The organism is Mycolicibacterium sp. MU0053 (genome assembly GCF_963378095.1).
Taxonomy (GTDB): domain Bacteria; phylum Actinomycetota; class Actinomycetes; order Mycobacteriales; family Mycobacteriaceae; genus Mycobacterium; species Mycobacterium burgundiense.
On sequence record NZ_OY726397.1, the window covers coordinates 4,548,316 to 4,572,107 of the forward strand.

Annotated in this window: 19 protein-coding genes and 1 pseudogene; 14 read left to right on the forward strand and 6 right to left on the reverse strand. The window is 69.9% G+C overall.

Annotated features, from left to right (window positions below):
• Positions 1-24 precede the first annotated feature (24 nt).
• The 4 genes from RCP80_RS21665 to RCP80_RS21680 are packed head-to-tail and all read left to right on the forward strand — an operon-like array spanning position 25 to position 3,440.
• Positions 25-765: an ABC transporter ATP-binding protein gene (locus tag RCP80_RS21665; protein WP_308479634.1), complete on the forward strand. Its 741-nt coding sequence runs from the start codon at positions 25-27 to the stop codon at positions 763-765.
• Between the two features lie 14 nt (positions 766-779).
• On the forward strand, positions 780-1,760 hold the full coding sequence (locus RCP80_RS21670; RefSeq protein ID WP_308479635.1) for an amidohydrolase family protein: 981 nt from the start codon (positions 780-782) through the stop codon (positions 1,758-1,760).
• Positions 1,753-2,973, forward strand: a complete 1,221-nt coding sequence (locus RCP80_RS21675; protein ID WP_308479636.1) for an FAD binding domain-containing protein — start codon at positions 1,753-1,755, stop codon at positions 2,971-2,973. The genes RCP80_RS21670 and RCP80_RS21675 overlap by 8 nt, the downstream gene beginning before the upstream one ends.
• A gap of 32 nt (positions 2,974-3,005) precedes the next feature.
• Positions 3,006-3,440, forward strand: coding sequence for a cupin domain-containing protein (locus tag RCP80_RS21680; protein ID WP_308479637.1), 435 nt, complete (start codon positions 3,006-3,008; stop codon positions 3,438-3,440).
• A gap of 12 nt (positions 3,441-3,452) precedes the next feature.
• On the opposite strand, the gene RCP80_RS21685 is transcribed toward RCP80_RS21680, so the two are convergent.
• Positions 3,453-4,637 (reverse strand): glycoside hydrolase family 3 N-terminal domain-containing protein, encoded by a 1,185-nt coding sequence (locus tag RCP80_RS21685; protein ID WP_308479638.1) that lies wholly within the window; start codon positions 4,635-4,637, stop codon positions 3,453-3,455.
• Positions 4,638-4,811: 174 nt separating this feature from the next.
• Between RCP80_RS21685 and RCP80_RS21690 the strand changes: the two genes are divergently transcribed.
• The 5 genes and pseudogenes from RCP80_RS21690 to RCP80_RS21710 all read left to right on the forward strand — a co-directional run bounded on the left by RCP80_RS21690 (position 4,812) and on the right by RCP80_RS21710 (position 12,124).
• Positions 4,812-5,273 (forward strand): universal stress protein, encoded by a 462-nt coding sequence (locus RCP80_RS21690; protein ID WP_308479639.1) that lies wholly within the window; start codon positions 4,812-4,814, stop codon positions 5,271-5,273.
• 58 nt (positions 5,274-5,331) lie between these two features.
• Positions 5,332-5,505, forward strand: coding sequence for a DUF2613 domain-containing protein (locus tag RCP80_RS21695; RefSeq protein WP_308479640.1), 174 nt, complete (start codon positions 5,332-5,334; stop codon positions 5,503-5,505).
• A gap of 73 nt (positions 5,506-5,578) precedes the next feature.
• Positions 5,579-9,790: an alpha-(1->3)-arabinofuranosyltransferase domain-containing protein gene (locus tag RCP80_RS21700; protein ID WP_308482971.1), complete on the forward strand. Its 4,212-nt coding sequence runs from the start codon at positions 5,579-5,581 to the stop codon at positions 9,788-9,790.
• Positions 9,791-9,850: 60 nt separating this feature from the next.
• Positions 9,851-10,828: a phosphotriesterase family protein gene (locus RCP80_RS21705; RefSeq protein WP_308479641.1), complete on the forward strand. Its 978-nt coding sequence runs from the start codon at positions 9,851-9,853 to the stop codon at positions 10,826-10,828.
• A pseudogene (locus tag RCP80_RS21710) lies at positions 10,828-12,124 on the forward strand (AMP-binding protein). Before RCP80_RS21705 ends, RCP80_RS21710 begins: the two are co-directional and overlap by 1 nt.
• On the opposite strand, the gene RCP80_RS21715 reads toward RCP80_RS21710, so the two are convergent.
• Complete coding sequence (locus tag RCP80_RS21715) at positions 12,090-13,286, reverse strand: acyltransferase family protein (RefSeq protein WP_308479642.1); 1,197 nt, start codon at positions 13,284-13,286, stop codon at positions 12,090-12,092. The pseudogene RCP80_RS21710 and the gene RCP80_RS21715 overlap by 35 nt on opposite strands.
• A gap of 143 nt (positions 13,287-13,429) precedes the next feature.
• On the opposite strand from RCP80_RS21715, the gene pgfA reads away from it, so the two are divergent.
• Both pgfA and RCP80_RS21725 read left to right on the forward strand, forming a co-directional pair.
• A complete protein-coding gene (pgfA, locus tag RCP80_RS21720; RefSeq protein WP_308479643.1) occupies positions 13,430-14,656 on the forward strand; it encodes a cell envelope lipid trafficking protein PgfA in 1,227 nt (408 codons plus the stop codon).
• A gap of 5 nt (positions 14,657-14,661) precedes the next feature.
• The gene (locus tag RCP80_RS21725) at positions 14,662-16,377 is read left to right on the forward strand and encodes an MmpA family trehalose lipid delivery protein (protein ID WP_308479644.1); all 1,716 of its coding nucleotides are present in this window, start codon (positions 14,662-14,664) and stop codon (positions 16,375-16,377) included.
• Here the strand turns inward: RCP80_RS21725 and RCP80_RS21730 are convergent.
• Complete coding sequence (locus RCP80_RS21730) at positions 16,361-17,521, reverse strand: glycosyltransferase family 4 protein (RefSeq protein WP_308479645.1); 1,161 nt, start codon at positions 17,519-17,521, stop codon at positions 16,361-16,363. The genes RCP80_RS21725 and RCP80_RS21730 overlap by 17 nt on opposite strands.
• A 57-nt stretch (positions 17,522-17,578) precedes the next feature.
• Between RCP80_RS21730 and RCP80_RS21735 the strand changes: the two genes are divergently transcribed.
• The 3 genes from RCP80_RS21735 to RCP80_RS21745 all read left to right on the forward strand — a co-directional run bounded on the left by RCP80_RS21735 (position 17,579) and on the right by RCP80_RS21745 (position 21,245).
• Positions 17,579-18,352 (forward strand): class I SAM-dependent methyltransferase, encoded by a 774-nt coding sequence (locus RCP80_RS21735; RefSeq protein WP_308479646.1) that lies wholly within the window; start codon positions 17,579-17,581, stop codon positions 18,350-18,352.
• Positions 18,353-18,396: 44 nt separating this feature from the next.
• A complete protein-coding gene (locus RCP80_RS21740) occupies positions 18,397-19,878 on the forward strand; it encodes an aldehyde dehydrogenase (protein ID WP_308479647.1) in 1,482 nt (493 codons plus the stop codon).
• A 179-nt stretch (positions 19,879-20,057) separates the two neighbouring features.
• Positions 20,058-21,245, forward strand: a complete 1,188-nt coding sequence (locus RCP80_RS21745; protein WP_308479648.1) for a thiolase family protein — start codon at positions 20,058-20,060, stop codon at positions 21,243-21,245.
• Positions 21,246-21,307: 62 nt separating this feature from the next.
• On the opposite strand, the gene RCP80_RS21750 is transcribed toward RCP80_RS21745, so the two are convergent.
• From RCP80_RS21750 to RCP80_RS21760, 3 genes are all read right to left on the reverse strand, one after another.
• Positions 21,308-21,607 carry a hypothetical protein gene (locus RCP80_RS21750; RefSeq protein ID WP_308479649.1) on the reverse strand — a complete coding sequence of 100 codons (300 nt, stop codon included), beginning with the start codon at positions 21,605-21,607 and terminating at the stop codon, positions 21,308-21,310.
• Positions 21,608-21,618: 11 nt separating this feature from the next.
• Positions 21,619-23,118, reverse strand: a complete 1,500-nt coding sequence (locus RCP80_RS21755; protein ID WP_308479650.1) for a class I adenylate-forming enzyme family protein — start codon at positions 23,116-23,118, stop codon at positions 21,619-21,621.
• Positions 23,119-23,209: 91 nt separating this feature from the next.
• Complete coding sequence (locus RCP80_RS21760; protein ID WP_308479651.1) at positions 23,210-23,734, reverse strand: dihydrofolate reductase family protein; 525 nt, start codon at positions 23,732-23,734, stop codon at positions 23,210-23,212.
• Between the last annotated feature and the right edge of the window lie 58 nt (positions 23,735-23,792).

Here is a 23,792-nt window from a genome sequence, read left to right on the forward strand (position 1 = left end):
GACACAACGAGAGCGAGTACAACTATGGCATCTATCGAAATCCGGAACCTGGTCAAGGAATTCACCGACCGCCGAGGCAATGCCACCCGCGTCCTCGACGGGATAGACCTGACCATCACCGGCGAGACCTTCGTATCGGTCGTGGGCCCCTCTGGCAGCGGGAAGACGACGCTGCTCAACATCGTCTCGGGCATCGAAACCCTCACCTCCGGTGATGTTCGGCTGCGGTCGGGCGACCGCGACGCCCGGGTCGGGTACGTGTTCCAGGACGCCCGCCTGCTGCCGTGGCGCACCGTGATGGCCAATCTCAGCTTCGTGCAACGTGACCGGACCGACTGGCACCGCCGCGCGAGCCATTACCTCGACCTGGTTGGCCTCGCCGAGTACGCCGATCGCTACCCGGCGCAACTGTCCGGCGGGCAGCAGCAGCGCATCGGAATCGCCCGAGCGTTCTCCGTCGAACCAGACATTTTGTTGATGGATGAGCCTTTCTCGCACCTGGACGCGATGACATCGCGGGCGTTGCGGGAGCATTTGGAGCGGATCTGGCTGGAGTCCCGTCGCACCGTCATGTTTGTGACACACGACGTAACCGAGGCCGTCCAACTCTCCGACCGCATCGTGGTGCTTGCACCGGGCGGACGGGTGCACGAGATCATCGACGTGGACCTGCCCCGCCCGCGACGGGCCTCGGATCCGGCGGTGGCGATGCTGCAAGCCGACGTGCTGGCCCGCTTCGAAGCTCTCGAGGCGGCGGCAGCGTGAATACCGTTGTGCCCGTGCAACCGGGCCCCATCGATGTCCATGCGCACTGGCTGCCCGAAGAACTCTTCGGCCTGCCTCCTGGTTCGCCGCTGCCGGCCCTGAACGGACGTGACGGCGAACTGCACCTCGGCGACCTGCCGTTGTCCATCGACACCGAGGCGATGTGTGACGCGGACCTGGTGCTGGCCGATACCGAAGCGGCGGGCTTGGGCTCGCGGGTGCTGTCGGCACCGCCGTTCGCCTTCCCCGTCGTAGCCGCCGCCGGGGTCGGCGAGTACGTCGGTCGCTTCAACGATGCACTCACGCGGGCGTGCCGAGACAGTGCCGGCAGGTTGTTGGGCCTGGGCCTGGTGTCTCTGCACGATCCAGATGCCGCCCGCGCAGAGATGGCAGCCCTGTCGAAAACCGGTGTGGTACGCGGCATCACCGTGCCGCCGCTGCTGGGATCTGAGTCGTTCGATGCCGGCCCGCTGCGGGAGGTCATCGAACTTGCCGCTGCCGCCGATCTTGCCGTGCAGGTGCATCCGATGCAGCTGCCGCGGCCGGAGTGGGAGTCCTACTACCTGGCCAACCTGATCGGCAACCCAGTCGAGACGGCAACCGCCGCCGCATCGTTGATTCTCGGCGGTGTACTGGACCGACTGCCCGGTCTTCGCATCTGCCTACTGCATGGCGGCGGCTGCGCACCGGCGCTGCTCGGGCGTTGGCGACATGGCTGGGAGCAACGCGCAGACGTCCGCAGCAACACGAGCCAACCTCCGACCGCCGCGTTCGGCTCGCTGTGGTTCGACACCCTGACTCACGACGGACCCACCCTCGAACTCCTTCGGGCCCAGGCGAACCCGGAACGGTTGATGTGTGGCAGCGACTACCCGTTCGATATGGGCGTCGCGCTGCCGTTGGCCCTGCCGCGCAGCGTCGGGCTCACCGATGACGAGCTCGAGGCCAACGCACGACGATTCCTGAATCTTGACCAAGGAGAGAAGCATGCCTGAGATCAACGGCGGGCTCGGTGCGTCGCGCGATTGGTCAGGTCGGCGGGCTTTGGTCATCGGCGGGTCGTTCGGCGGTTTGACCGCCGCGCTGCTGCTGCGTCGGCTCGGCTTCGATGTCTCGGTGTTCGAGCGCACTCCAGATAACCTCGACAGCCGAGGTGGTGGCATCGTGCTGCAACCCGACACGCTGCGCTGGTTCACCGAGTGCAGCACCCAGCATCCCCAGCAGGTCAGCACCTCCACCCACTACGTGCAGTACCTCGACCGTTCCAACGGGATCATCCACCGCGACCCCACCCCTTGGAGTTACACCTCGTGGGGCACGTTCTATCGGGCATTGCTCGCCGATTTCGGCACCGACGACTATCACCTAGGGCAATACGCGGCCGGATTCGATCAGGACGCGGACGGCGTCGAGGTGCGGTTCGCCTCCGGTCGTCGTGAACGCGGCGACCTGGTGGTGTTCGCCGACGGAATCGGCTCCCCGAGCCGCCGACGCATTTCCCCGGGAGCCGAACTCGAATACTCCGGTTACATCGGCTGGCGGGGCACGGTTCCCGAAAGCGAGATGTCCCCGGAGGCATTTGAGCTCTTGCACGATTCGATCACCTACAGCGTGGCGCCCCATACCCACATCAACGTGTATCCGATTCCGTCGCCCGATGGTGGTTTGGTCGCCGGCGAACGACTGCTGAACTACGTCTGGTACCGCAACGTGCCGGAGGGCCACGAACTCGACGAACTGATGACCGACAAGCGCGGCTTCGTCGCCAAGGTATCGCTACACCCGGGTGCTGTGCAGGGTCGGTTCATCGACGAAATGCGCGTGGCCGCAGGCCAATTGCTGGCTCCGGCCGCGGCTGAGGTGGTCCAGCGCACCGAGCAGCCGTACCTGCAGGCGGTGTACGACGCCGGGGTCGACCGGATGGCGCTGGGCCGGGTCGCCCTGATCGGGGACGCCGCCAGCGCCGCCCGGCCACACGCGGCGGCGGGCACCGCGAAGGCCGCGGCCAACGCGTGGGCGCTGTACGACGCGCTCGCGCGGGCCGACGACATCACCGAAGCGCTGCAGAAATGGGAGCCCGGCCAGCTCGAACTGGGCAAACGATTGCTGCGCCGGGTCAAGGAGATGGGCACCCGTTCCCAGGTCGACTGCACCTGGACCCCGGGCGACCCCGATCTGCGCTTCGGTCTGCACGGCCCGGGCCGCTGACACCGTTGGAACCGAGACGACTGGAGAAGATGATGACGAATGTTCAACCGCACCTGACGGACGCGCCGCTGGCCGGCACCCGCGTGGGCACGGACTACAACGGTTGGTCTCCCGAACTGCGCGCCGAATTCGAAACCTACGCGTACGACGGACATGTGGGCTCCCGCCTGCTGTCCGCGAACGACCGGGTCCGGGTCTGGGAGATCCGGCTGGGCCCGGGCGAGCGGTTCCACGCCCACCGGCATGTGCTCGACTACTTCTGGACCGCCGTGAACGCCGGGCGCAGCCGACAACACACTGCGGACGGCACCACCCGAGAGGTCGCCTACGAGGCCGGCGAAACCCGACATTTCACCTTCGGTGCGGGCGAGTTCCTGCTGCACGACATCGAGAACGTCGGGACTCAGGAACTCGTGTTCACCACCGTCGAGCACCTCGACTCGGCGAACCCACCGCTACCGCTTTGAGGCGTGCCGCCACTAGCAGCGAGCGGGCCCCTTGATCCCCGCGACCCGGTGCAGCGACGCCTCGACCGCCGGCAGCTGCAGTTCGCCGGCGGCCACCGCCGCTTCGAGGCGATCCAGGACCGCCGGCACCTCGCCGGTGCTCACCCACAGCGCGACGTCGACCCCGGCCTGCAGGCTGCGCAGCACCGCCTCCGGGACCCCGAAGCGCTGGTTGATGGCCCCCATCGAGGACAGGTCGTCGCTGAAGACCGGACCGTTGAAGCTCGGTCCGCCGTACGCGCCGTTGCGCAACAGCGCGACCGCGGCGCCGCTGAGGCTGGCCGGGTCAGCGCCGGTCAGGCCCGGGACCTGCATGTGGCCCATCATCACCCCGACCGGGCCCTGTGTGGTCAGCGTGCGGTACGGCACCAGATCGGTGGCCTTGAGTTCTTCCAGTGGCGGGGTGACCACGCCGCTGACATGCGAGTCGCCGGAGGCGTTGCCGTGGCCGGGGAAGTGCTTGAGGACCGGCAGCACGCCGCCGTCGCGCAGGCCGCGGGCATAGGCACCCGCGTACTCGGTGACGACCGCCGGATCGGACCCGAAGGACCGGTCGCCGATCACGGTGTTGTCGGCGGCGTCGGTCACGTCCACCACGGGTGCGAAGTCGACGGTGATGCCATGGCCGCGCATCTTGCGGCCGCGCTCCAACGCGATCTGATAGACCTCGTCGGGGGTCTTGGTGTCGGCCAGCACCCGCGGCGAGGGTTGGCTGCCGATCAGCGCGGACAGCCGTTGCACGCGCCCGCCCTCTTCGTCCACGCTGACCGCCAGCGGCAACGGTTGCGCATTGGCCGCGATCTCGGCGAGCGTGCCGTCGGTGAGCATCGACCGGTCCGTCCAGCTGCCGATGAAGATGCCGCCGACGCGGTGGTCGGCGACCACGGCCCGGGCGTCGGCCCCGCTGGTGACCCCGACCATCAGCAGTTGTGCCAGCTTGTCGCGGGTCGACAGCGTCGACAGGTCGCCGCAGATCGCCGGCGCCTGCGGAATCGGGTTGCTCAGCGGCACCGAGGCCGGCGACGACTGCGCCTGGGCCCCGGGTGCCGCCGCGGGCTCCGCGGCGGGCTGCTGGGTTGCCGGTGCGCACGCCATCAGCAAAGCCGGGAGCGTGGCCACCGAGACGACTGCGCGGGTGAGCGTCGAGGAGAAAGCCATACCTCATGCTTTCATGTGATCTGCGTCCAGTCAGCGTCCGGTTGCTGTTCGCCGATCGGTTAGGGTGCGGAAACGGCTCGGAAGCGCGCGACACGCCGTTTTATTCTTGGGCGTCCAGCCGATGAATTTCGCAGTCCTGACCGGAGCCGCGCCGCCAGAAGGGGATCATGGGGCATGTCTGTCGTACTGATCGCCTACGACGGAACCTCCAATGCGCGCCGGGCCGTCAACTATGCGGGGCGCTTCCTGAGCGCCAAGCGCGTGGTGGTGCTGACGGTGTGGGCGCCGATCCGCTCGGGCCCCGACCCGATCAGCGTCGATCTCGACGGCCCGCCCGATCCGGTCGATGATCCCGATGACGAACACGACATCGCCTACGCCGACGCGCTGCGCACCAACGCCGAGGGCACCGAACTCGCGGCCGCGGCCGGGCTCAACGCGGAACCGATGTGCGTGCCCGTCCAGGGCACCGTGTGGCGGGCGATCATCGACGCCGCCGACCGCATCGACGCCGACCTGGTGGTCTCCGGGACGCGCGGCACCACCGGATTGCGTTCGTTGCTGCAGTCCAGCGTCGCCGACCATGTGCTGCGGCACGGCCGGCGCCCGGTGCTCATCGTGCCCCCGGGACACTGATCCCGTCGTGCTAGGTTGGCGGACGAACAAAACCGATCCATCACGCTGAGGAGCCCCCATGACCCGGTTCGTGGTGCCTGCCGCCGCCAGCATTGTGGTCGGTCTGCTTCTCGGCGCAGCGGCCGTGTTCGGGGTCTCCCTGATGGTTCAGCAGGACACCAAGCCGCCGCTGACCGCGGGCGACCCGGGGTCGTCGGTGCTCAACCGCGTCGAATACGGCGACCGCAGCTGACCTGAGCGCCTCACCGGTAGCGACCCGTCCGGGAGGGTCGATCGCCGTGCCGCACACCAGCACCTTCGAGCCGCTGTCCCGCCGCTGGTTATGGGTCGCTGGTCTGATCGCGCTGCTGCTGACGCTCGCGCAGTCGCCCGGACAGATCGCGCCGGACACCAAACTCGACCTCACCGCCAATCCGTTGCGGTTCCTCAGCCGCGCCGCCGACCTGTGGAACAGCGACCTCCCGTTCGGGCAGGCGCAGAACCAGGCCTACGGCTACCTGTTCCCGCACGGGGCCTTCTTCCTGGCCGGCGATCTGTTGGGCGTGCCGAGCTGGATGATCCAGCGACTGTGGTGGGCGATCCTGCTGACCGCCGGATTCTGGGGCATCCTGCGGGTCGCCGAGGCGCTCGGCATCGGCACCACCTCCTCGCGGGTACTGGCCGGTGTCGCGTTCGCGCTGTCCCCGCGGGTGCTCAGCACCCTGGGTTCGATCTCCTCGGAAACCCTGCCGATGATGCTCGCCCCGTGGGTGCTGCTGCCGGTCATCCTCGCGATGCGCGGCGGACACGGGCACTCGCTGCGCATCCTGGCCGCGCGCTCGGCCGTCGCGGTCGCGCTGATGGGCGCGGTGAACGCCGTCGCCACGCTGACGGCGTGCCTGCCCGCGTTGCTCTGGTGGGCCTGTCACCGGCCCAACCGGCAGTGGCTGCGGTTCAGTGGGTGGTGGCTGCTGGCCACCGCGCTGGCGGTGACCTGGTGGGTGGTGGCGCTGGCCTCATTGGGCCGGATCAGTCCGCCGTTCCTGGACTACATCGAATCCTCCGGGGTCACCACGCAGTGGACCTCGCTGATCGAGGTGCTGCGCGGCACCGACAGCTGGACGCCGTTCGTGGCGCCCAACGCGACCGCCGGCAGCTCGCTGGTCACCGGTCCGTTGGCAATTCTGGCCACCACGCTGGTGGCCGCGGCCGGGGTGGCCGGTCTGGCGCTGCGCACGATGCCGGCGCGCGGGCGCCTGGTGACCATGCTGCTGGTCGGGGTCACGCTGCTGGCGGTCGGCTATTCCGGTGGCCTGGGCTCGCCGGTGGCCGGCTATGTGCAGGCGTTTCTGGACGCCGAGGGCGCCCCGCTGCGCAATGTCCACAAGCTCGAGCCGCTGGTGCGGATCCCGATCGTGCTCGGCATCGCCCATCTCCTGGGCCGCATCCCGCTGCCGGGCAGCGCGCCCCGGCCGACGTGGCTGCGCGCCTACACCCATCCCGAGGACGACAAGCGCGTCGCGGTCGGGATCGTGGTGCTCGCTGCACTCACCGCCGCCACGTCGCTGGCCTGGACCGCGCGCCTGACCCCGCCCGGGTCGTTCTCGGCGATCCCGGACTACTGGCACGAGGCCGCGGGCTGGCTCACCGAACACAACACCGGTGCGCCGACGCCGGGCCGGGCGCTGGTGGTCCCGGGCGCCCCGTTTGCGACGCAGATCTGGGGCAACAGCCGCGATGAGCCGCTGCAGGTACTCGGCGAAAGCCCCTGGGGAGTACGCGATTCCATTCCGCTGACCCCGCCACAGGCCATCCGCGCGCTGGATTCGGTGCAGCGGCTGTTGGCCGCGGGCCGGCCCTCGACGGGCCTGGCCGACACCCTGGCCCGCCAGGGGGTGTCCCATCTGGTGCTGCGCAACGACCTGGATCCGGAGCACTCCCGCTCGGCCCGCCCGATCCTGGTGCACCGCGCCATCGAGGGGTCACCGGGCCTGACGAAGGTCGCCGAATTCGGCGATCCGGTGGGACCGGGAACGCTGGAGGGATTCATCACCGACAGCGGTCTGCGCCCCCGCTACCCCGCGGTCGAGATCTTCCGGGTCGAACCCGCCCACACCGGCGTCGAGAACCCCGGCGCGCCCTACCTCGCCGACACCGCCGACCTGGCGCGCATCGACGGCGGTCCCGAGGTGCTGCTGCGTCTCGACGAACGCCGCCGGTCCGCCGGCGACTCCCCCTTGGGGCCGGTGCTGCTCACCCAGGACGCGCGCGCCGCGGGCCTGCCGACCGAGTTGGTCACCGTCACCGACACCCCGGTGGCCCGCGAAACCGACTACGGCCGGGTCGACGACCATTCCTCGGCGGCGCGCGCCGAGGGCGATGAACGACATACCCACAACCGGGTGCCAGACTATCCGAGCCCCGGCGCGCAACCGCGCCACGGCGCGTGGACCGGCGGCCGGATCACCACCTCGAGTTCGGCCGCGGACGCCACGGCGCTGCCGCATGTCGCGCCGGCCGCCGGTGCGGCCGCGGCGATCGACGGCGACTCGGCCACCAGTTGGGTGTCCAATTCGTTGCAGGCCGCGGTCGGCCAGTGGTTGCAGATCGACTTCGACCACCCCGTGACCAACGCGACCATGACGATGACCCCCAGCGCCTCGACCATCGGCGTCCAGGTCAGCCGGATCGAGATCGCCACCGCGGGCGGCACCACGACGCTGCGGGTCGACGAACCCGGTCAGCCGGTGACCGTGGCGCTGCCCTACGGCGAGACACCGTGGGTGCGGATCAGCGCCGCGGCCACCGAGGACAACTCCGGGGGCGTGCAGTTCGGCATCACCGACCTGGTTGTCAACCAGTACGACGCCGCCGGATTCGCGCATCAGGTCGACCTGCGACACACGATGGAAGTGCCCGGCCCGCCGCCGGATGCGGCGGTGGCCCGCTGGGATCTCGGTTCGGAGTTCCTGGGCCGGTCCGGATGCATCGCCGGCGTCGAGGCCGTGCACTGCGCCTCGGCGCTGGCGCTGGCACCCGAAGAGCTGGTCAACCTGAGCCGCACCCTGACTGTCCCGCAGCCGATTTCGGTCACACCGGCGATCTGGGTCCGGCCCCGGCAGGGCCCGGCGCTGGCCGAGCTGGTGCGGGAGCCCGAAACCACCCGCGCCGACGGCGATTCCGACTCCTTCGACGTACTCGGCACGGCCTTCGCCGCCACCGATGGCGACCCCCGCACGTCCTGGACCGCGCCGCAGGGCGTGATCCGCAACCACGGCGCGCCGACGCTGACGATCACCCTGCCCGAGCCGACCGAGGTGGGCGCGCTGCGGCTGACGCCGAGTTCCTCGGACCTGCCCACCACTCCCACCCTGGTGGCGATCGACCTCGGTCACGGTCCGCAGGTGCGCCCCCTCTACGGCGACGGCCGGCAGACGCTGCAGCTGCACCCGACCGTCACCAGCTCCATCAAGCTGAGCATCCTGGAGTGGGAAGACGTGATCGACCGCACCGCACTGGGTTTCGACCAGATCAAGCCGCCCGGGCTGGCCGAGGTGCAGGCGTTGCGGCCGAACGGGACGCCGATCGCGGCGGCCGACGCGGCACGCAACGGAGCGCGCGCGATCACCATCGGCTGCGACGCCGGCCCGGTGCTCGCGGTCGCCGGCCGGTTCGTGAACACCTCGGTTTCCACCACGGTCGACGAGCTGCTGGACGGCGGCCCCTTGCGGGCCACGCCGTGCGAGTCGACGCCGATCGCGCTGCCCGCCGGTCAGCAGGAGCTGTTGGTCAGCCCGGGCGCGGCGTTCATCGTCGACGGTGTGCAGTTGTCCGGCCCGGCGGCCGGGCAGCTGCGGGCCGCAGCCACCGCCGCCGCGCCCGCTGCGCAGTGGTCCGCCGACAGGCGCGAACTGCACGTGCCGGGCGGCGCGGCCGAGCGGGTGCTCGTCGTCCCCGAGAGTGTGAACCCGGGCTGGACCGCGCGCGCCCCCGACGGCACCGCGCTGACGCCGGTGACCGTCAACGGCTGGCAACAGGGCTGGGTCGTGCCGGCGGCCACGGCGGGGACCGTGACACTGAGCTTCGCCGCCAATTCGCTCTACCGCGCCGGGCTGGCGGGCGGTCTGGCGCTGCTGCCGCTGCTGGCGGCGTTGGCGTTGCTGCCGAGCCGGCGACGACGCACCGAGGAGCCGGTGCCGACGTGGCGGCCCGGCCGGTGGACGGCGGTCGCGGCGGCGACGGCGGCCGGCACGCTGATCTCCGGGGCCGTGGGTGCGGTGGTCTTCGCGGCCGCGGCGGGCCTGGTGTACCTGCTGCGGGATCGTCCCCGCGCGGACCGCTGGGTGACCCTGGGTGGCTCGTCGGTCGCGCTGACGCTGGCCGGCGCGGCGCTGTCGCGCTACCCGTGGCGTTCGGTCGACGGCTACGTCGGCCACTCGCCCGGCGTGCAACTCCTGGCCCTGCTCAGCCTCGCCCTGCTGGCCGCCACCCTCCCCCGCTTCGCCCAATCTCACCGTTCGGCCACAAAGGTCGAGTAGCTTCCGGCATTACGTCGGTTTCGGCGCCCCGCGTCGGGCCTGCGCCTAGCATCTGCCGTTGTGACACAAGTCAACACCGTGCGTGGTCCCCTCGACGTCGACGGCCTCGGCGCCACCCTGATGCACGAGCACGTCTTCGTGCTGTCGCCCGAGATGATGCAGAACGATCCGCAGGTGTGGGGCGACGAGCAGCACCGTCAGGCCGACGCCGTCGCCCGGCTCAACGAGCTCAAGGCGCGCGGGGTGGACACCATCGTCGACCTGACGGTGATCGGCCTGGGCCGCTACATCCCCCGGATCGCCCAGATCGCGGCGGCCACCGACCTCAACATCGTCGTCGCGACCGGCGTGTACACCTACCACGACGTCCCGATGTACTACCACTTCCAGGGCCCGGGCACGGCACTGCCCGGACCGGACCCGATGGTCGACCTGTTCCTGCGGGACATCACCGAGGGCATCGCCGGCACCGGCATCAAGGCCGCGATCCTCAAGTGCGCCACCGACGAGCCGGGGCTGACCCGCGACGTCGAACGCGTGCTGCGCGCCGTGGCCCAGACGCACCGGGAGACCGGGGTGCCGATCTCCACCCACACCCATGCCGCCACCCGGCGCGGCCTCGATCAGCAGCGCGTCTTCGTCGAGGAGGGCGTGGACCTGACCCGGGTGGTCATCGGTCACTGCGGGGACACCACCGACCTCGACTACCTCGAGGAACTCATTGCAGCCGGGTCCTACATCGGTATGGACCGCTTTGGCGCCGACGTCTATCTGCCGACCGCCGAGCGCGTCGACACCGTGGCCCGGATGTGCGAACGCGGCCACGCCGAGAAGATGGTGCTCTCCCACGACGCCTCCTGCTTCATCGACTGGCTGCCCGAGGAGATGCTGCCGGTGGCCCTGCCCAACTGGCACTATCTGCACATCCACAACGACGTCCTGCCGGCGTTGCGCGAACGCGGCGTCACCGAGGCGCAGATCCACGCCATGCTCGTCGACAACCCCCGCAAGATCTTCGCCACCCAGGGCGGGTATTGATGACCACGATGACCACGCCCCCGATTCCCGTCCAACTCGCCGCGCTCGCGCGCGCCGCTCCCCAGGCCCCGGCGCTGACGTGTCAGGGCGTCACCGTCAGCCGCGCCGAGCTGGACACCTCGACGAACCGGCTGGCCCGCGCGTACGCCGAAAAGGGCGTCGGCCCCGGCGATTACGTCACGATCATGCTGCCGAACTCGATCGAATGGATTCAGGCGGCCATCGCGTGTTGGAAGCTCGGCGCCGTTCCGCAGCCGCTGACCCCCGCGCTGCCGGACGCCGAACTGGCCGAGATCCTCGACCTGCGGCAGCGCGCACTGCTGGTCGGTCGCGACGACCCGCGGCCAAGTGGACAGTGTCCCAGCCGGTTTCGCTCCCGACCCGACGCTGCCGGCCGAACCGTTGCCCGAGGCGGTGTCGCCGGTGTGGAAGGCGATGGCCTCCGGCGGCAGCACCGGGCGCCCCAAGTTGATCGAAGCCGGCGGCGACAGCCGCGTCACCTTCATGGCGACGGTGCCCACCATCATGCAGCGCGCGCTGGCGGTGTACCGCACCGATCCCGGCGCCTACGACCTGTCCTCGATCCGGCGGCTGTGGCATCTGGCCGCGCCGTGCCCACCGGCGATCAAACAGGCCTGGATCGACCTCGTCGGACCCGAGGCGGTGTGGGAACTCTACGGCGGCACCGAATTACAGGCCCTGACGTTCATCTCCGGCACCGACTGGCTGACCCACCGCGGTTCGGTCGGCCGGGTGGTGACCGGCCAGATGAAGGTCCTCGACGACGAGGGTCACGAATGCGCGCCCGGCGAAGTCGGCGAGATCTATCTGCGTCCGGACCCGGGCAGCGGCCCCACCTACCGCTACATCGGGGCGACCGCCAAGAGTCGAAACGGTTGGGACTCCCTGGGCGACCTCGGCTATTTCGACGACGAGGGCTACCTCTACCTCTCGGACCGCCGCGTCGACATGTTCACCGTCGGTGGCAAGAACACCTATCCGGCCGAGATCGAGAACGCGCTCAACACCCACCCGGAGGTGTTGAGCGCCCTGGTGGTCGGCGTCCCGCACGACGACCTCGGGCAGGTGCCGCACGCCCTGGTGCAACTCGCGGCGGGCACCGCACCGGATGCCGAGGGGCTGCGCGAGTACCTGCGGCAGCGGTTAGAGGCCCACAAGGTGCCGCGCACCGTGGAGTTCGTCGACCATCCGCTGCGCGACGACGCCGGGAAGGCCCGCCGGTCGGCGGTGCGCGCCGAGGTCATTTCGCGACGACAGGCTCCGGCTGGTCGGTGACCGAACTGTCCAGCGGGGGAACCGGATTGGCGCGGCGGTACTCCCAGTTGCGCAGCGCCTGCCGACACGGGTTCTCCACCAGCGCATAGCTCACGGCGGCCATCGCGATGCCGAACACCAGGGTCAGCAGCAGCACCACCGGCATGGCGCCGTTGAACACGAACTTGCCCACCAGCGGGAAGGCCATCGCCAGCGCCGCGAGGTGCCACACGAACAGCCCGTAGGACCAGCGGCCCAGCGTCACCATCACCGGGCTGCCCAGGAACCGGTGCGGCGTGTCGGGCCGGTCCAACACCAGCGGCGCCAGGAGGCCCCAGGCGATCACCGCTCCCATCGCGGTGCGCACCACGAACTGGTCCAGCCGGGCCGGGGTCATCCCCTCCGGCCCGGCCAACGGCGAGGCGGAGATCAGATAGGCCACCACCACGATGCCCGCCATCAGGACCCGGCGCTGCGCGAGCCGGTGCATCCAGCCGGGCGGGCTCACGGTCCATTCCGCGAGCAGCATCCCGGCCGCGAACCACGACGCATAGGCCGGCGGCCAGTTCAACGGGTTGACGCCCTCAGGGGTGTCGATCGGCAGCAACCCCCAGGCCAGGCTGGCGGCCGCCACCCCGGCGATGACGGGAATCCGGGCCCGTACCGGCAACCGCCGCGCCAGCAGGGCCAGCAGCGGCAGCGCCAGATAGAAGGTGACCTCGACCGACAGGCTCCACATCTGGGTCAGTCCCGGGGTCAGCGTCAGCGGCACATAGATCTGGGTGAGCGTCAGATTGGCCAGCCACACCGTCGGACTGGCGCCCATCGCGTCGGGCAGGAACAACAGGATGATCACGACGGCCAGCAGGTAGCCGGGCATGATGCGCACGATGCGGGACCGCAGATAATGCCCGGTCGGGGGCCGGTCCCGCAGGTCGCGGGCCGCCGCGGCATGGCCCCGCCACAGCAGAAAGCCGGACAGCGCGAAGAACACCGCGACCGCCAGATCGAAACGCGCCCAGAGCCGCCCGGTGATCCCGCCGGACTGCGCGGTCTGAAACGCGACGTGGGTGATCACCACCCCGATGGCGGCGCAGGCCCGCAACCCCTCGACGGCCGGCAGGAAGCTGCGCGTGCCGCCGACCTCCGCGGGCGCGGGGTGCCGACCGGATACCTCGTTCACCCGAACCAGTCTGCCCGCACCGCCGCGATGAGATTCGCCGAACCCCGGGTAGAGCGATGGAATTGGTGGGCACTCTAGTGTCTGCTGTTAGGGTCGAACGGGTTTGCCTCAGCTGCCCGGACCGGAAGGAAGGTACGCGCGCCTTGAACCGAGCAGTCATGTTGCGTGTCGCCGCGTGCGGCCTGCTGGGGCTGGGTGCTGCCCTGCTGGTCGCGGCGTTGCTGCTGTCCACGTACACCGCGGGCAAGATCAAGAAGATTCCGCTGGATCTGGATGCCACGCTGGTCAGCGACGGCACCGGCACGGCACTGGATCCGGCATCGCTGGCCGGCGAGGTGTTCGTCGTCGACCAGGGGGTGCCGGTGGTGTCCCAGCAGCAGATCAGCGTCGAGTCCCCGGCCAACGCCGATGTGGTGACGTTGCAGGCCGGCACTTCGGTGCGTCGGACCGACCAACAGAAGGACACCGGCCTGCTGCTGGCCATGGTCGACACCGTCACCGTGAATCGGTCCACCGCGATGGCGGTTTCCGACGACGCCCATCCGGGCGGGTCGGTGCAGAAGCCACGTTCGATGGAGGACACCAAGGCGCCGACCAACGTCGCGCTGCCGCATGAGGGGTTGTCCTACCGCTTCCCGTTCAGCACCGAGAAGAAGACCTACCCGTTCTTCGACCCGATCGCGCAGAAGCCGTTCGACGCCAACTACGAAGGCGAAGAAGACGTCAACGGGCTGACCACCTACAAGTTCACCCAGAACGTCGGCTACGACGCCGACGGCAAGCTGGTGAAGCCCATCCGGTACTCCTCGCTATACGACAACGACGAGGACGCCGAGGTGACCGCCCGCGCCATGCAGTGGGGCGTGCCCGGCGAACCCGAAGACCCGGTCACGATGACGCGGTACTACGCGGCCCAGCGCAACTTCTGGGTGGATCCGGTCTCCGGCACCATCGTCAAGGCCGAGGAGCGGGCCAACCACTACTACGCGCGGGACGCCCTCGAGCCCGAGGTGGCGCTCGCCGACTACAAGGTGAGCTTCGACGAGGACACCGTCGAGGCGCAGGTCGAAGCGGCCCGCACCGAGCGTGACCAGATCGGCCTGTGGTCGCGGATCCTGCCGATCACGTTCACCGCCGCGGGCCTGATCGCCCTGGTGGCCGGCGCGCTGCTGGGCTCGTTCAGCCTGCGCGCCGAGGCCGAACTGATCGATCCGGGCCTCGACGGCAAGGAGGGCGGCTTCTTCGGTGGGTTCGCCAGCCGCCGCGGCGAGGACACCGGCCCGATGCCGGCCGCGGAGGCCGAAACCGAGAAGCTGCCGGCCCAGCGGCCGGACCTGCACCCGGACCAGGGCCCGCCCGACCGGACGTGACCCTGGTGGGCGCACCGGTGCCCAGGGTCCGCGCCGCCTCGCTCGCGGTGCCCGGGTATGGGCTGCTGCTGGCGTTGCTGATCACCGCTCCCCTGCTGGGACCGGGTTATCTGCTGCTGCGCGATGCGGTGTCGACGCCGCGGTCCTACCTGTCCGACGCCGCGCTCGGGCTGTCCGAGGCCGCGCCGCGGGCGCTGCCGCAGGACTTCCTGATCGCGCTGACCTCGTCGGTGCTCGACGGCGGCGTGGTGGTCAAGGCGTTGTTGGTCGCGGGGTTGTGGGCCGCCGGCACCGGCGCCGCGCGGTTGGCCGCCGCGATACTTCCGGAGGCCGGTCTGCCCGGCCAATTCGTGGCGACGACGGTGGCGGTGTGGAACCCGTACGTCGCCGAGCGGTTGCTGCAAGGCCATTGGAGTCTGCTGGTCGGCTACGGCTGCCTACCGTGGGTGGCGCTGGCGATGCTGCGGCTGCGGTCCGGCGCACCGGGCTGGTGGGCGTTGGCGTTCTGGATCGCGCTGGCCGGGCTCACCCCGACGGGTCTGCTGCTGGCCGTGGTCGTCGCGGTGGTCGCCGCCGCGGCGCCGGGTGCCGGTACGCCGCGCTGGCTGGGCGCCGGGGGCGCGACCCTGATCGGTCTGTCGGCCGCGCTGCCCTGGTTGGTCGCGGCGCTGCTGTCCGATTCGTTGTCGGGCTATCAGGCCGGCGGCGTGGGCACCGCGGCGTTCGCCGCCCGGGCCGAGCCGGGCCTGAGCACGCTGGTCAGCCTGGCCGGGCTGGGTGGTATCTGGAATGCGCAGGCGGTACCGGACTCGCGCACAACGCTTTTCGCGGTGCTGGCGACCGCGGTGCTGGTGGCGGTCGTCGCGCTGGGGTTGCCGGTCGCGCTGCGCCGCGGCGCCGCGGTGCCGCTGCTGGTGCTGGCGGGCGTCGCGGTGGTGCTGCCGGCGCTGGCGGCCACCGGTCCGGGGTTGGCGCTGGTGCAGGCGGTCTCGGAGGCGGTGCCCGGACTCGGGGTGCTGCGGGACGGCCAGAAATGGGTGGCGCTGGCCCTGCCCGGTTACGCGGTGGCCGCGGCCGCGGCGGTGCTGACGTTGGCGCGGTGGCGCGTCAAGCCGGCCGCCGCGGCGGCCGGGTGCTGCGTGGCATTGATCGCGGTGCTACCGGATCTGGCGTGGGGCGGGTGGGGTCAGGTCCGGCCGGTGCAGTACCCGCCGGCCTGGACCGCGGTCGCGGAGCGGATCAACGCCGACCCCCGTCCGGTGGCGGTGCTGCCGCCGGACTCCATGCGGCAGTTCGATTGGGCCGGTGCGGCCCCGGTGCTGGATCCGTTGCCGCGCTGGCTGCACGCCGACGTCTTCTCCACCGGCGACCTGACGATCTCGGGTGCGACGGTGCTGGGTGAGGGCGGCACCGCCCGGGCCGTGCAGGAGTTGCTGCTCACCGGGGCCCCGCCGCACGAGCTCGCCGGGGCGGGCGTCGGCTGGGTGGTGGTCGAATCCGGCGCCGGCGGCGACAATGGCCTGGCGGCAAGAACTTTGGAGCAGCTTCCGGTGGTCTACGGCGATTCGGAGCTCACCCTCTACCGCGTCGACCCGGCGCCGACGCCGCGACCGCACCCCGGTCGGACCGCGGTGATCGTCGCGCACCTGATCTGGTTGGCGGTGCTGCTGGGCGGTGCAATCGGGACGGTGGGGACCGCCCGGTTCAGATCACGCCGCTGACGCGCCGGCCGGACTGCACCGCAGCCAGCACGTCGTGCATGGCGGCCGCGCTCTGCCGCCACGAGAACTCTCCGGTGCGGGCCTGCGCCTTGCGGCCCAACTCGTCGCGCAGCACCGGATCGCTGAGCAACTGCTCGAGCCGGTCGATCAAATCGTGGCGGTCGTCGACCAGGATCCCGGTGACGCCGTCGACGATCGAGTCGGTGAGCCCACCCGAGGACCGGTAGCCGACCGTGGGCACGCCGTGCTGGGCGGCCTCCAGCACCGCCAGCCCCCAACCCTCCTTGCGCGACGGCAGCACATGCACCCAGGCACGTTGCACCACTTGGTGTTTCACCATCTCGTCGACGTGACCGTGGAAGGTCACCGCATCGGAGATGCCGAGCGCGGCCGCGTGGTCGACCAGGCGGCGCTGCCACCAGCCGCCGCCGATGACGTCGAGATGCAGGCCCGGAATCCGCGGCCGCAAGGCGGCCACGGCGTCGAGTGCGTCCTCGATCTGCTTGTGCGGCACCAGTCGGGACAACACCACCACGCGCGGGGCCGCCGAGCGCGGGCGCGCCAGGGTGGATTCGGGAGCGTCGTCAAGTCCGTTGCGCACCACCGCGATCCGGTGCTGACCGACACCGAGTTCGGCCAGATCCCGCATCGAGGGCAACGACACCGTGACGTACTGGTTGTCGCGGTGCAGCCACGGCGAGAGCTTGGATTCGACGAACCAGCCGAACCCGCCGGTCCAGCGTCCGGCGACCGGCCACTGATCGCGATGACAGTGGTGCACCAGCACCACCGCGCGTCGCCCGTAGGCCAACCGGGCCAGGAACGGCACCCCGTTCTGGGTGTCGATCACCACGTCCGGGCGGGCCCGGCGCAGCGGGCCCAGCCCGAGTCGCGCCAGCACCATCGCCAGCCCGGCCCAGATGTACACCGAATACGCGCCGCCGCCGCGGCTGATCTGCACGCCGTCGATCACGCCGCGCCGCGGAGCGCCCGGGTAACGGGCCGTGCGCAGGGTCACCGCGATGCCGGCTTCGGCCAGTTGGGCGCCGATCCGCTGCAGGTACGTTTCGCTACCGCCGCCCTGCGGGTGGCCGGTATCGCGCCAGCACAGCATGAGCACTGAGCGGACGGGCTGGTCAGACATCCCTGTCAGGGTAACTGCCGCACTGACCGGCGCGATCAGCCTGCGTAGGGTTGGCCGGTGCCCATCACCGACCTGTATGCCCGCCGGGCGACGTTGGCCCGGTCGGTACGACTGCTCAGTGAGTTCCGCTTCGAGCAGACCGAGCCCGCGCGCTTCTACGGCGCGCTGGCCCGGGACACCGCCGCCATGGTCGTCGACCTGTGGACGGCCGCCGGTCGGCAACCCGCCGGTGCCACGGTGCTCGACGTGGGTGGCGGCCCGGGTTACTTCGCCGACGCGTTCGCCGCCCGCGGGATGAACTATGTGGGCGTGGAACCGGATCCGCGGGAGATGCACGCCGCGCCCACCCTCGAACGCGCCGGCGGGGCGTTCGTGCGGGCCTCCGGGATGGCGCTGCCGTTCGCGGACGGCAGCGTCGACATCTGCCTGTCCTCCAACGTCGCCGAGCATGTGCCCGAACCCTGGCTGCTGGGCCGCGAGATGCTGCGGGTCACGCGACCCGGCGGGTTGGCGATCCTGTCCTACACCGTGTGGCTGGGGCCGTTCGGTGGCCACGAGATGGGTGTGACGCACTATCTCGGCGGGGCCCGGGCCGCCGCGCGCTACACCCGCAAACACGGCCACCCGCCGAAGAATTACTACGGTTCGTCGCTGTTCGCGGTGTCGGCCGCCGCCGGTCTGGACTGGGCCCGCAGCACCGGTGCGTTGATCGCCGCATTCCCGCGCTACCACCCGCGATGGGCCTGGTGGATGACCTCGGTTCCGGGGTTACGGGAGTTTCTGGTGAGCAACCTGGTCCTCGTGCTCCGGCCGCAGCACGCCCCGGACTGAAACAGGTTCTCGTGCCGCCCGCGCGAGTGGGTATTCTGTGCGCTATGACACAGACTGCGGGCACCGCCCTCAAGACCGAGTACGACAAGCTGTTCATCGGCGGGCAATGGGTCGACCCGTCGTCCTCCGACGTCATCGAGGTGTTCTCGCCGGCCACCGGCGAAAAAATCGGCCAGGTTCCGCTGGCCGTCAAGGCCGACGTGGATGCGGCCTTCGCCGCGGCCCGCAAGGCGTTCGACGAGGGCCCCTGGCCCCGGCTGACCCCCAAGGAACGCGAGGCCGTCATCGCCAAGGCGACGGCACTGATCGAGGAACGCGCCGACGAGTTCAAGGCGCTGCTCAAGCTCGAGACCGGCCAGCCGCAGACCATCGTCGACATGATGCAGTACGGCGCGGCCATGTCGACGCTGCAGTTCTACGCCTCGGCGGCCGACAAGTTCAGCTGGCAGGACATCCGCGACGGCGCCTACGGCCAGTCGTTGGTGCTCAAGGAGCCGATCGGGGTGGTCGGCGCTGTCGTCGCCTGGAACGTGCCGTTCTTCCTGGCGGCCAACAAGATCGGCCCGGCCTTGCTGGCCGGCTGCACGATTGTGCTCAAGCCCGCCGCCGAGACCCCGCTGACCACCAACCTGATGGCGGAGGTCTTCGCCCAGGCCGGCCTGCCCGAGGGCGTGCTTTCGGTGGTGCCCGGTGGCGTCGAGACCGGCCGCGCGCTGACCGACAACCCCGAGATCGACAAGTTCACCTTCACCGGATCCAGCGCGGTCGGCAAGGAGATCGGCAAGATCGCCGCCGAGAAGCTCAAGCCCTGCACCCTGGAGTTGGGCGGCAAGTCCGCGGCCATCATCCTGGAGGACGCCGACCTGGACTCCACGCTGCCGATGCTGCTGTTCTCCGGCCTGATGAACACCGGACAGGCCTGCGTGGGTCAGACCCGCATCCTGGCACCGAGATCGCGCTACGACGAGATCGTCGAGAAGATCGCCAACAGCGCGGCGGCCATGCCGGCCGGTCTGCCCGACGACCCCTCGGCGATGATCGGGCCCCTGATCAGCGAGAAGCAGCGCGAGCGCGTCGAGGGCTACATCAAGAAGGGCATCGAGGAAGGTGCCCGGGTGGTCGCCGGCGGTGGCCGGCCCGAGGGCCTGGACAGCGGCTGGTTCGTACAGCCCACGGTGTTCGCCGATGTCGACAACTCGATGACCATCGCCCAGGAGGAGATCTTCGGGCCCGTGCTCGTCGTGATCCCCTACGAGGACGAGGCCGACGCGGTGCGCATCGCCAACGACTCGGTCTACGGCCTGGCGGGCTCGGTGTACACCACCGACAACGCCAAGGCGCTGGAGATCGCCAAGCAGATCCGCACCGGCACCTACGGCATCAACATGTATGCCTTCGATGCCAGCGCCCCGTTCGGCGGGTACAAGAACTCCGGCATCGGCCGCGAGTGCGGAACGGAGGGCATCGCGGGGTACTGCGAGTCCAAGAGCGTGCTGCTGCCGTTCGGGTACACCCCGGAGGACTAGCCCCGTTATTGCCGCGAGCAGACGCAAACTTCCCCATTTCGGCCTCGAAATGGGGAAGTTTGCGGGGGTCCCCCGCTTGCAGGGGCCTGCTCGGCGGTCGGTGGCGGTCGCCGTTACGGTAATATCGTTCTCTGTAAACTAGAAGCCTCTTCTCGGCAACCTCGGATCTCGGAGAACTCATGACTGCAAGCAGCAAGGCCGCCATCATCGCGGCAGCCCGCAGTGCCCTCGGCACCGCCCGCAAGGGCACCCTGGCCAACATGCAACCCATCGAGGTCGCCAAGCCCATCGTGGCCGCCGCGGTCCAACGCTCCGGCCTGGCCGCCACGGACTTCGACGACCTGGTGCTGGCCGAAAGCCTGCAGGGCGGTGGCGACAGCGCCCGCTACATCGCGGTGGACCTGGGCTTCGAGGATCTGCCCGGCGCCGCGGTGAACCGACAGTGCGCCTCGGGCCTGACCGCCATCGCCTTCGGCGCGGGTCAGATCGCCGCCGGGATGAGCACCGCGATCCTGGCCGGCGGCATGGAGTCCATGTCGAACATGCCGCAGTTCCTCAAGCGCAAGGCGTTCACCTCCGGCAAGGAGGCCGGCGATTTCGAGCGGTGGGCCCCGATGGCCAACCCCGTCGACACCCCGGACGCGCCGCCCTACGACATGTCGATCACCGTCGCGCACAACTGTGCCGTCGAGTACGGCCTGACCCGCGAGGATCAGGACGCCTGGGCGCTGCGCAGCCACCAACGCGCGGTCAAGGCCATCGACGCCGGATCCTTCGTCGACGAGATCGTGCCCATCGAGGTGCCGCAGCAGGACGGTTCCACCCTCACCTTCGCCGTGGACGAGCACCCGCGCCGCAACTCCTCGGCGGAGTCGCTGGCGGGCCTGAAGGTGCTGCACCCGGAGATCGAGGGCTTTTCGGTCACCGCGGGCAACTCCTCGGGCACCAACGACGGTGCGGCCGTCGTGGCGCTGGCCGCACCGAACACCACGCAGGAGGTGCTGGCCAACATTCTCTCGTGGTCGCAGGTCGGGGTGCCGCCCAAGCGCACCGGCAGCGGACCGATCTACGCCATCCCGAAGGCACTGGACCTCGCGGGCCTGAAGCTCTCCGACGTCACGCTGTTCGAGATCAACGAGGCCTTCGCCGCCCAAGCCGTGGCGTGCACCCGGCAGCTCGGCCTCGACGAGGACCGGGTCAACGTGTACGGCTCGGGCATCAGCCTCGGCCACCCGATCGCGGCTACCGGCGCCCGGATGGTCACCTCGGCCATCTATGAGCTGCGTCGCCGCGGCGGCGGCATCGGCGTGCTGTCGATGTGCGCGGGCGGCGGCATGGGCGCGGCGATGGTGATCGAGGTCGCCTAGCTCTTCGCAGACGTAAAAGCACCGCCCCGGACTGGAGTCCGGGGCGGTGCTTTTTGGTCGTGTCAGTCGCTGGCGGGCAGCGGCTTGGCCTCCTTGAGGCTCAGCGGCGTGGTCCCGATGGACAGCGTGCCCTGGCCGGCCTTCGTCACCAGCACCTCGGCACCACCGTCGTCGACGTAGCGCTTACCCATCGCGGTGCCCTCGGAGAACTCCGGATCGATTGCCGCGCTGGACTTCTCGGCATCGAGCGCGACCATCGGCGCACCGCCGCAGCGCAGCTCGTCCAGCGCGTCGGAGGTCTTCACGACAATGACCTGGGTGTCGTCCACCTGGCTCTGCAGGCGGGTTCCGTTCTTCACCATTTGTGCTACCCCTATGTTTGTGTGGCGGTGTCGTTGAGACTGGCGACGATCTCTCGCCGCAACAGCTTTCCAGTGGCGTTGGTGGGCAACTCATCCCGGAAGACCACCCGGTCCGGCGTGCGCGAACCGCGCAGGTGCTTGCGGACGTGGGAGCGCAGTTCCTCGGGGTCCGGATCGACCCCGACAGCCGGAACCACCACGGCCACGATGGCCTGGCCCCACTGCGGGTCCTCGACGCCGACGACGGCGACCTCGCGGACGTCGGGATGTTCGATCAGGACGTCCTCGAGTTCGGCGGGGGCGATGTTCTCGCCGCCGCGGATGATGGTGTCGTCGGAGCGGCCCGTGATGAACAGGTAGCCCTCGTCGTCCAGGGTGGCGATGTCCTTGGTGGGGAACCAGCCCTCGTCGTCGAGCACCGAGCCGATGCCGGTGTACTTGCCCGAGACCTGCTCGCCGCGGACGTACAGTTCGCCGGGTTCACCGGGTCCGAGCACCGTGCCGTCCTCGGCGCGGATCTGCACCTCGATGCCGGGGACCGGCTGGCCCACCGAACCGAGCCGTTTGGCCACGGCGTCCTCGGCGCTGCCGTGCGCCGCGCGGTGATCGTCGGGCGTCAGCACCGCGATGGTCGATGAGGTCTCGGTCAGCCCGTAGGCGTTGACGAAGCCGACGTGCGGCAGCAGTCCGAGCGCCCGGCGCACCAGCGGCAGCCCCACCTTGGAGCCGCCGTAGGCCAGCGTGCGGAGGCTGGGCAGCGGATGCTGCCCGGTTTCCAGCACGGTGACGATGCGGTCCAGCATGGTCGGCACCACGGTCGCCGAGGTGACGCCCTCGTCGCCGACCAGCCGCACCCATTCGGCGGCGTCGAAGTTGGGCAGGTACACCATTTTTCGGCCGGCGTACAGATTCGACAGCGCGGCCGAAACCCCGGCGATGTGATAGGGCGGCACGCAGATCAGCGCGGCGTCGTCCGGTTCGGCGGCACCGAATTCCACGGTGCCGGTGATGTAGGACGTCAGGTTGTTGTGTGAGAGTTCGACGGCCTTGGGCGCCGAGGTGGTCCCGGACGTGAACAGCACCACGCCGACGTCGTCGGGGTCGGCGAATTCGGCCACCGCCTCGGCCGACTTGGCCGCCTGCAGGAATTCGGCGGACTCCAGGACCGCCACCGCGGCCTCGCCCACCATGTCCCGGTAGCGCTCGTCGACGATCACCAGCGGCTTGGGCAGTCGCTCGATGAGCGCCTGGATGCCCTCGGCCGAGAGTCGATAGTTGATCGGGGTGAAGGTCCGCGCCGCGCGCGCCGAGGAGAACAGCAGCAGCGGCAGCAGCAGACCGCCGGTGCCGACGTAGACCACGTGCTCGGCGCCGGTGGCGGCGATGACCCCGGCGCCACCGTCGGCGAGGTCGGACAATTCCTGGGTGGTCAGCCGAGTATCGTCGGAGACCACGGCAATCCGCTCGGGGTCTCCCGACAGCGCCATCTCCAGCAGCAGCGAGATACTCATCGTGACCGCCCCAGAGCGGCGTTTTCGTAAATGAAGAACATGGTTCTCCAATTATACCCACATCACAACACCCAGCTAGTGGTGCTAGGGATCACGTCGTCCGGCGCCAGCGCGCGCACACGAAGTCACCGTTGATCGCCGAGTCCACCAGCGCCCATTCCGAGCGCAGCGGCAGCACCCTCGCACCGGCGCCCAGGCTGCACGGCGCATAGCTGACGATCATCTCGTCCACCAGGCCGGCGGCGACGAACTGCGCGGCGACGTCGCCCCCGCCGACCACCCAGACGTCCTTGCCCGCGGCCGCCTCGACCAGCCTCGGGTGCAGGTCGGTCACCGCACCGGTGAAGGTCTGCACCGGGTGCCCGGCCTCGACGATCTCGGGGCGATGCGTCAGCAGCCACGTCGGCTGGGTGTACATCCACTCGCCGGGTTGGTTGCGGACGATCCACTCGTAGGTGGCCGAACCCATCACCAGGGCGCCGATCGATGCGATGAACTCGTCGTAACCAAAAGGTCCGTCCTGCTGGATGTTTCGGGAGGTCAGCCAGTCCAGGCTGTCGTCGGGGTCGACGATGAATCCGTCCATGCTCGACGCGGTGTAGTAGACCGTCGCCATCAAATGTCTCCCCCTCATCCAGTCCATTGGTGCTGCGCTCACAGCATCTGAGTATGGT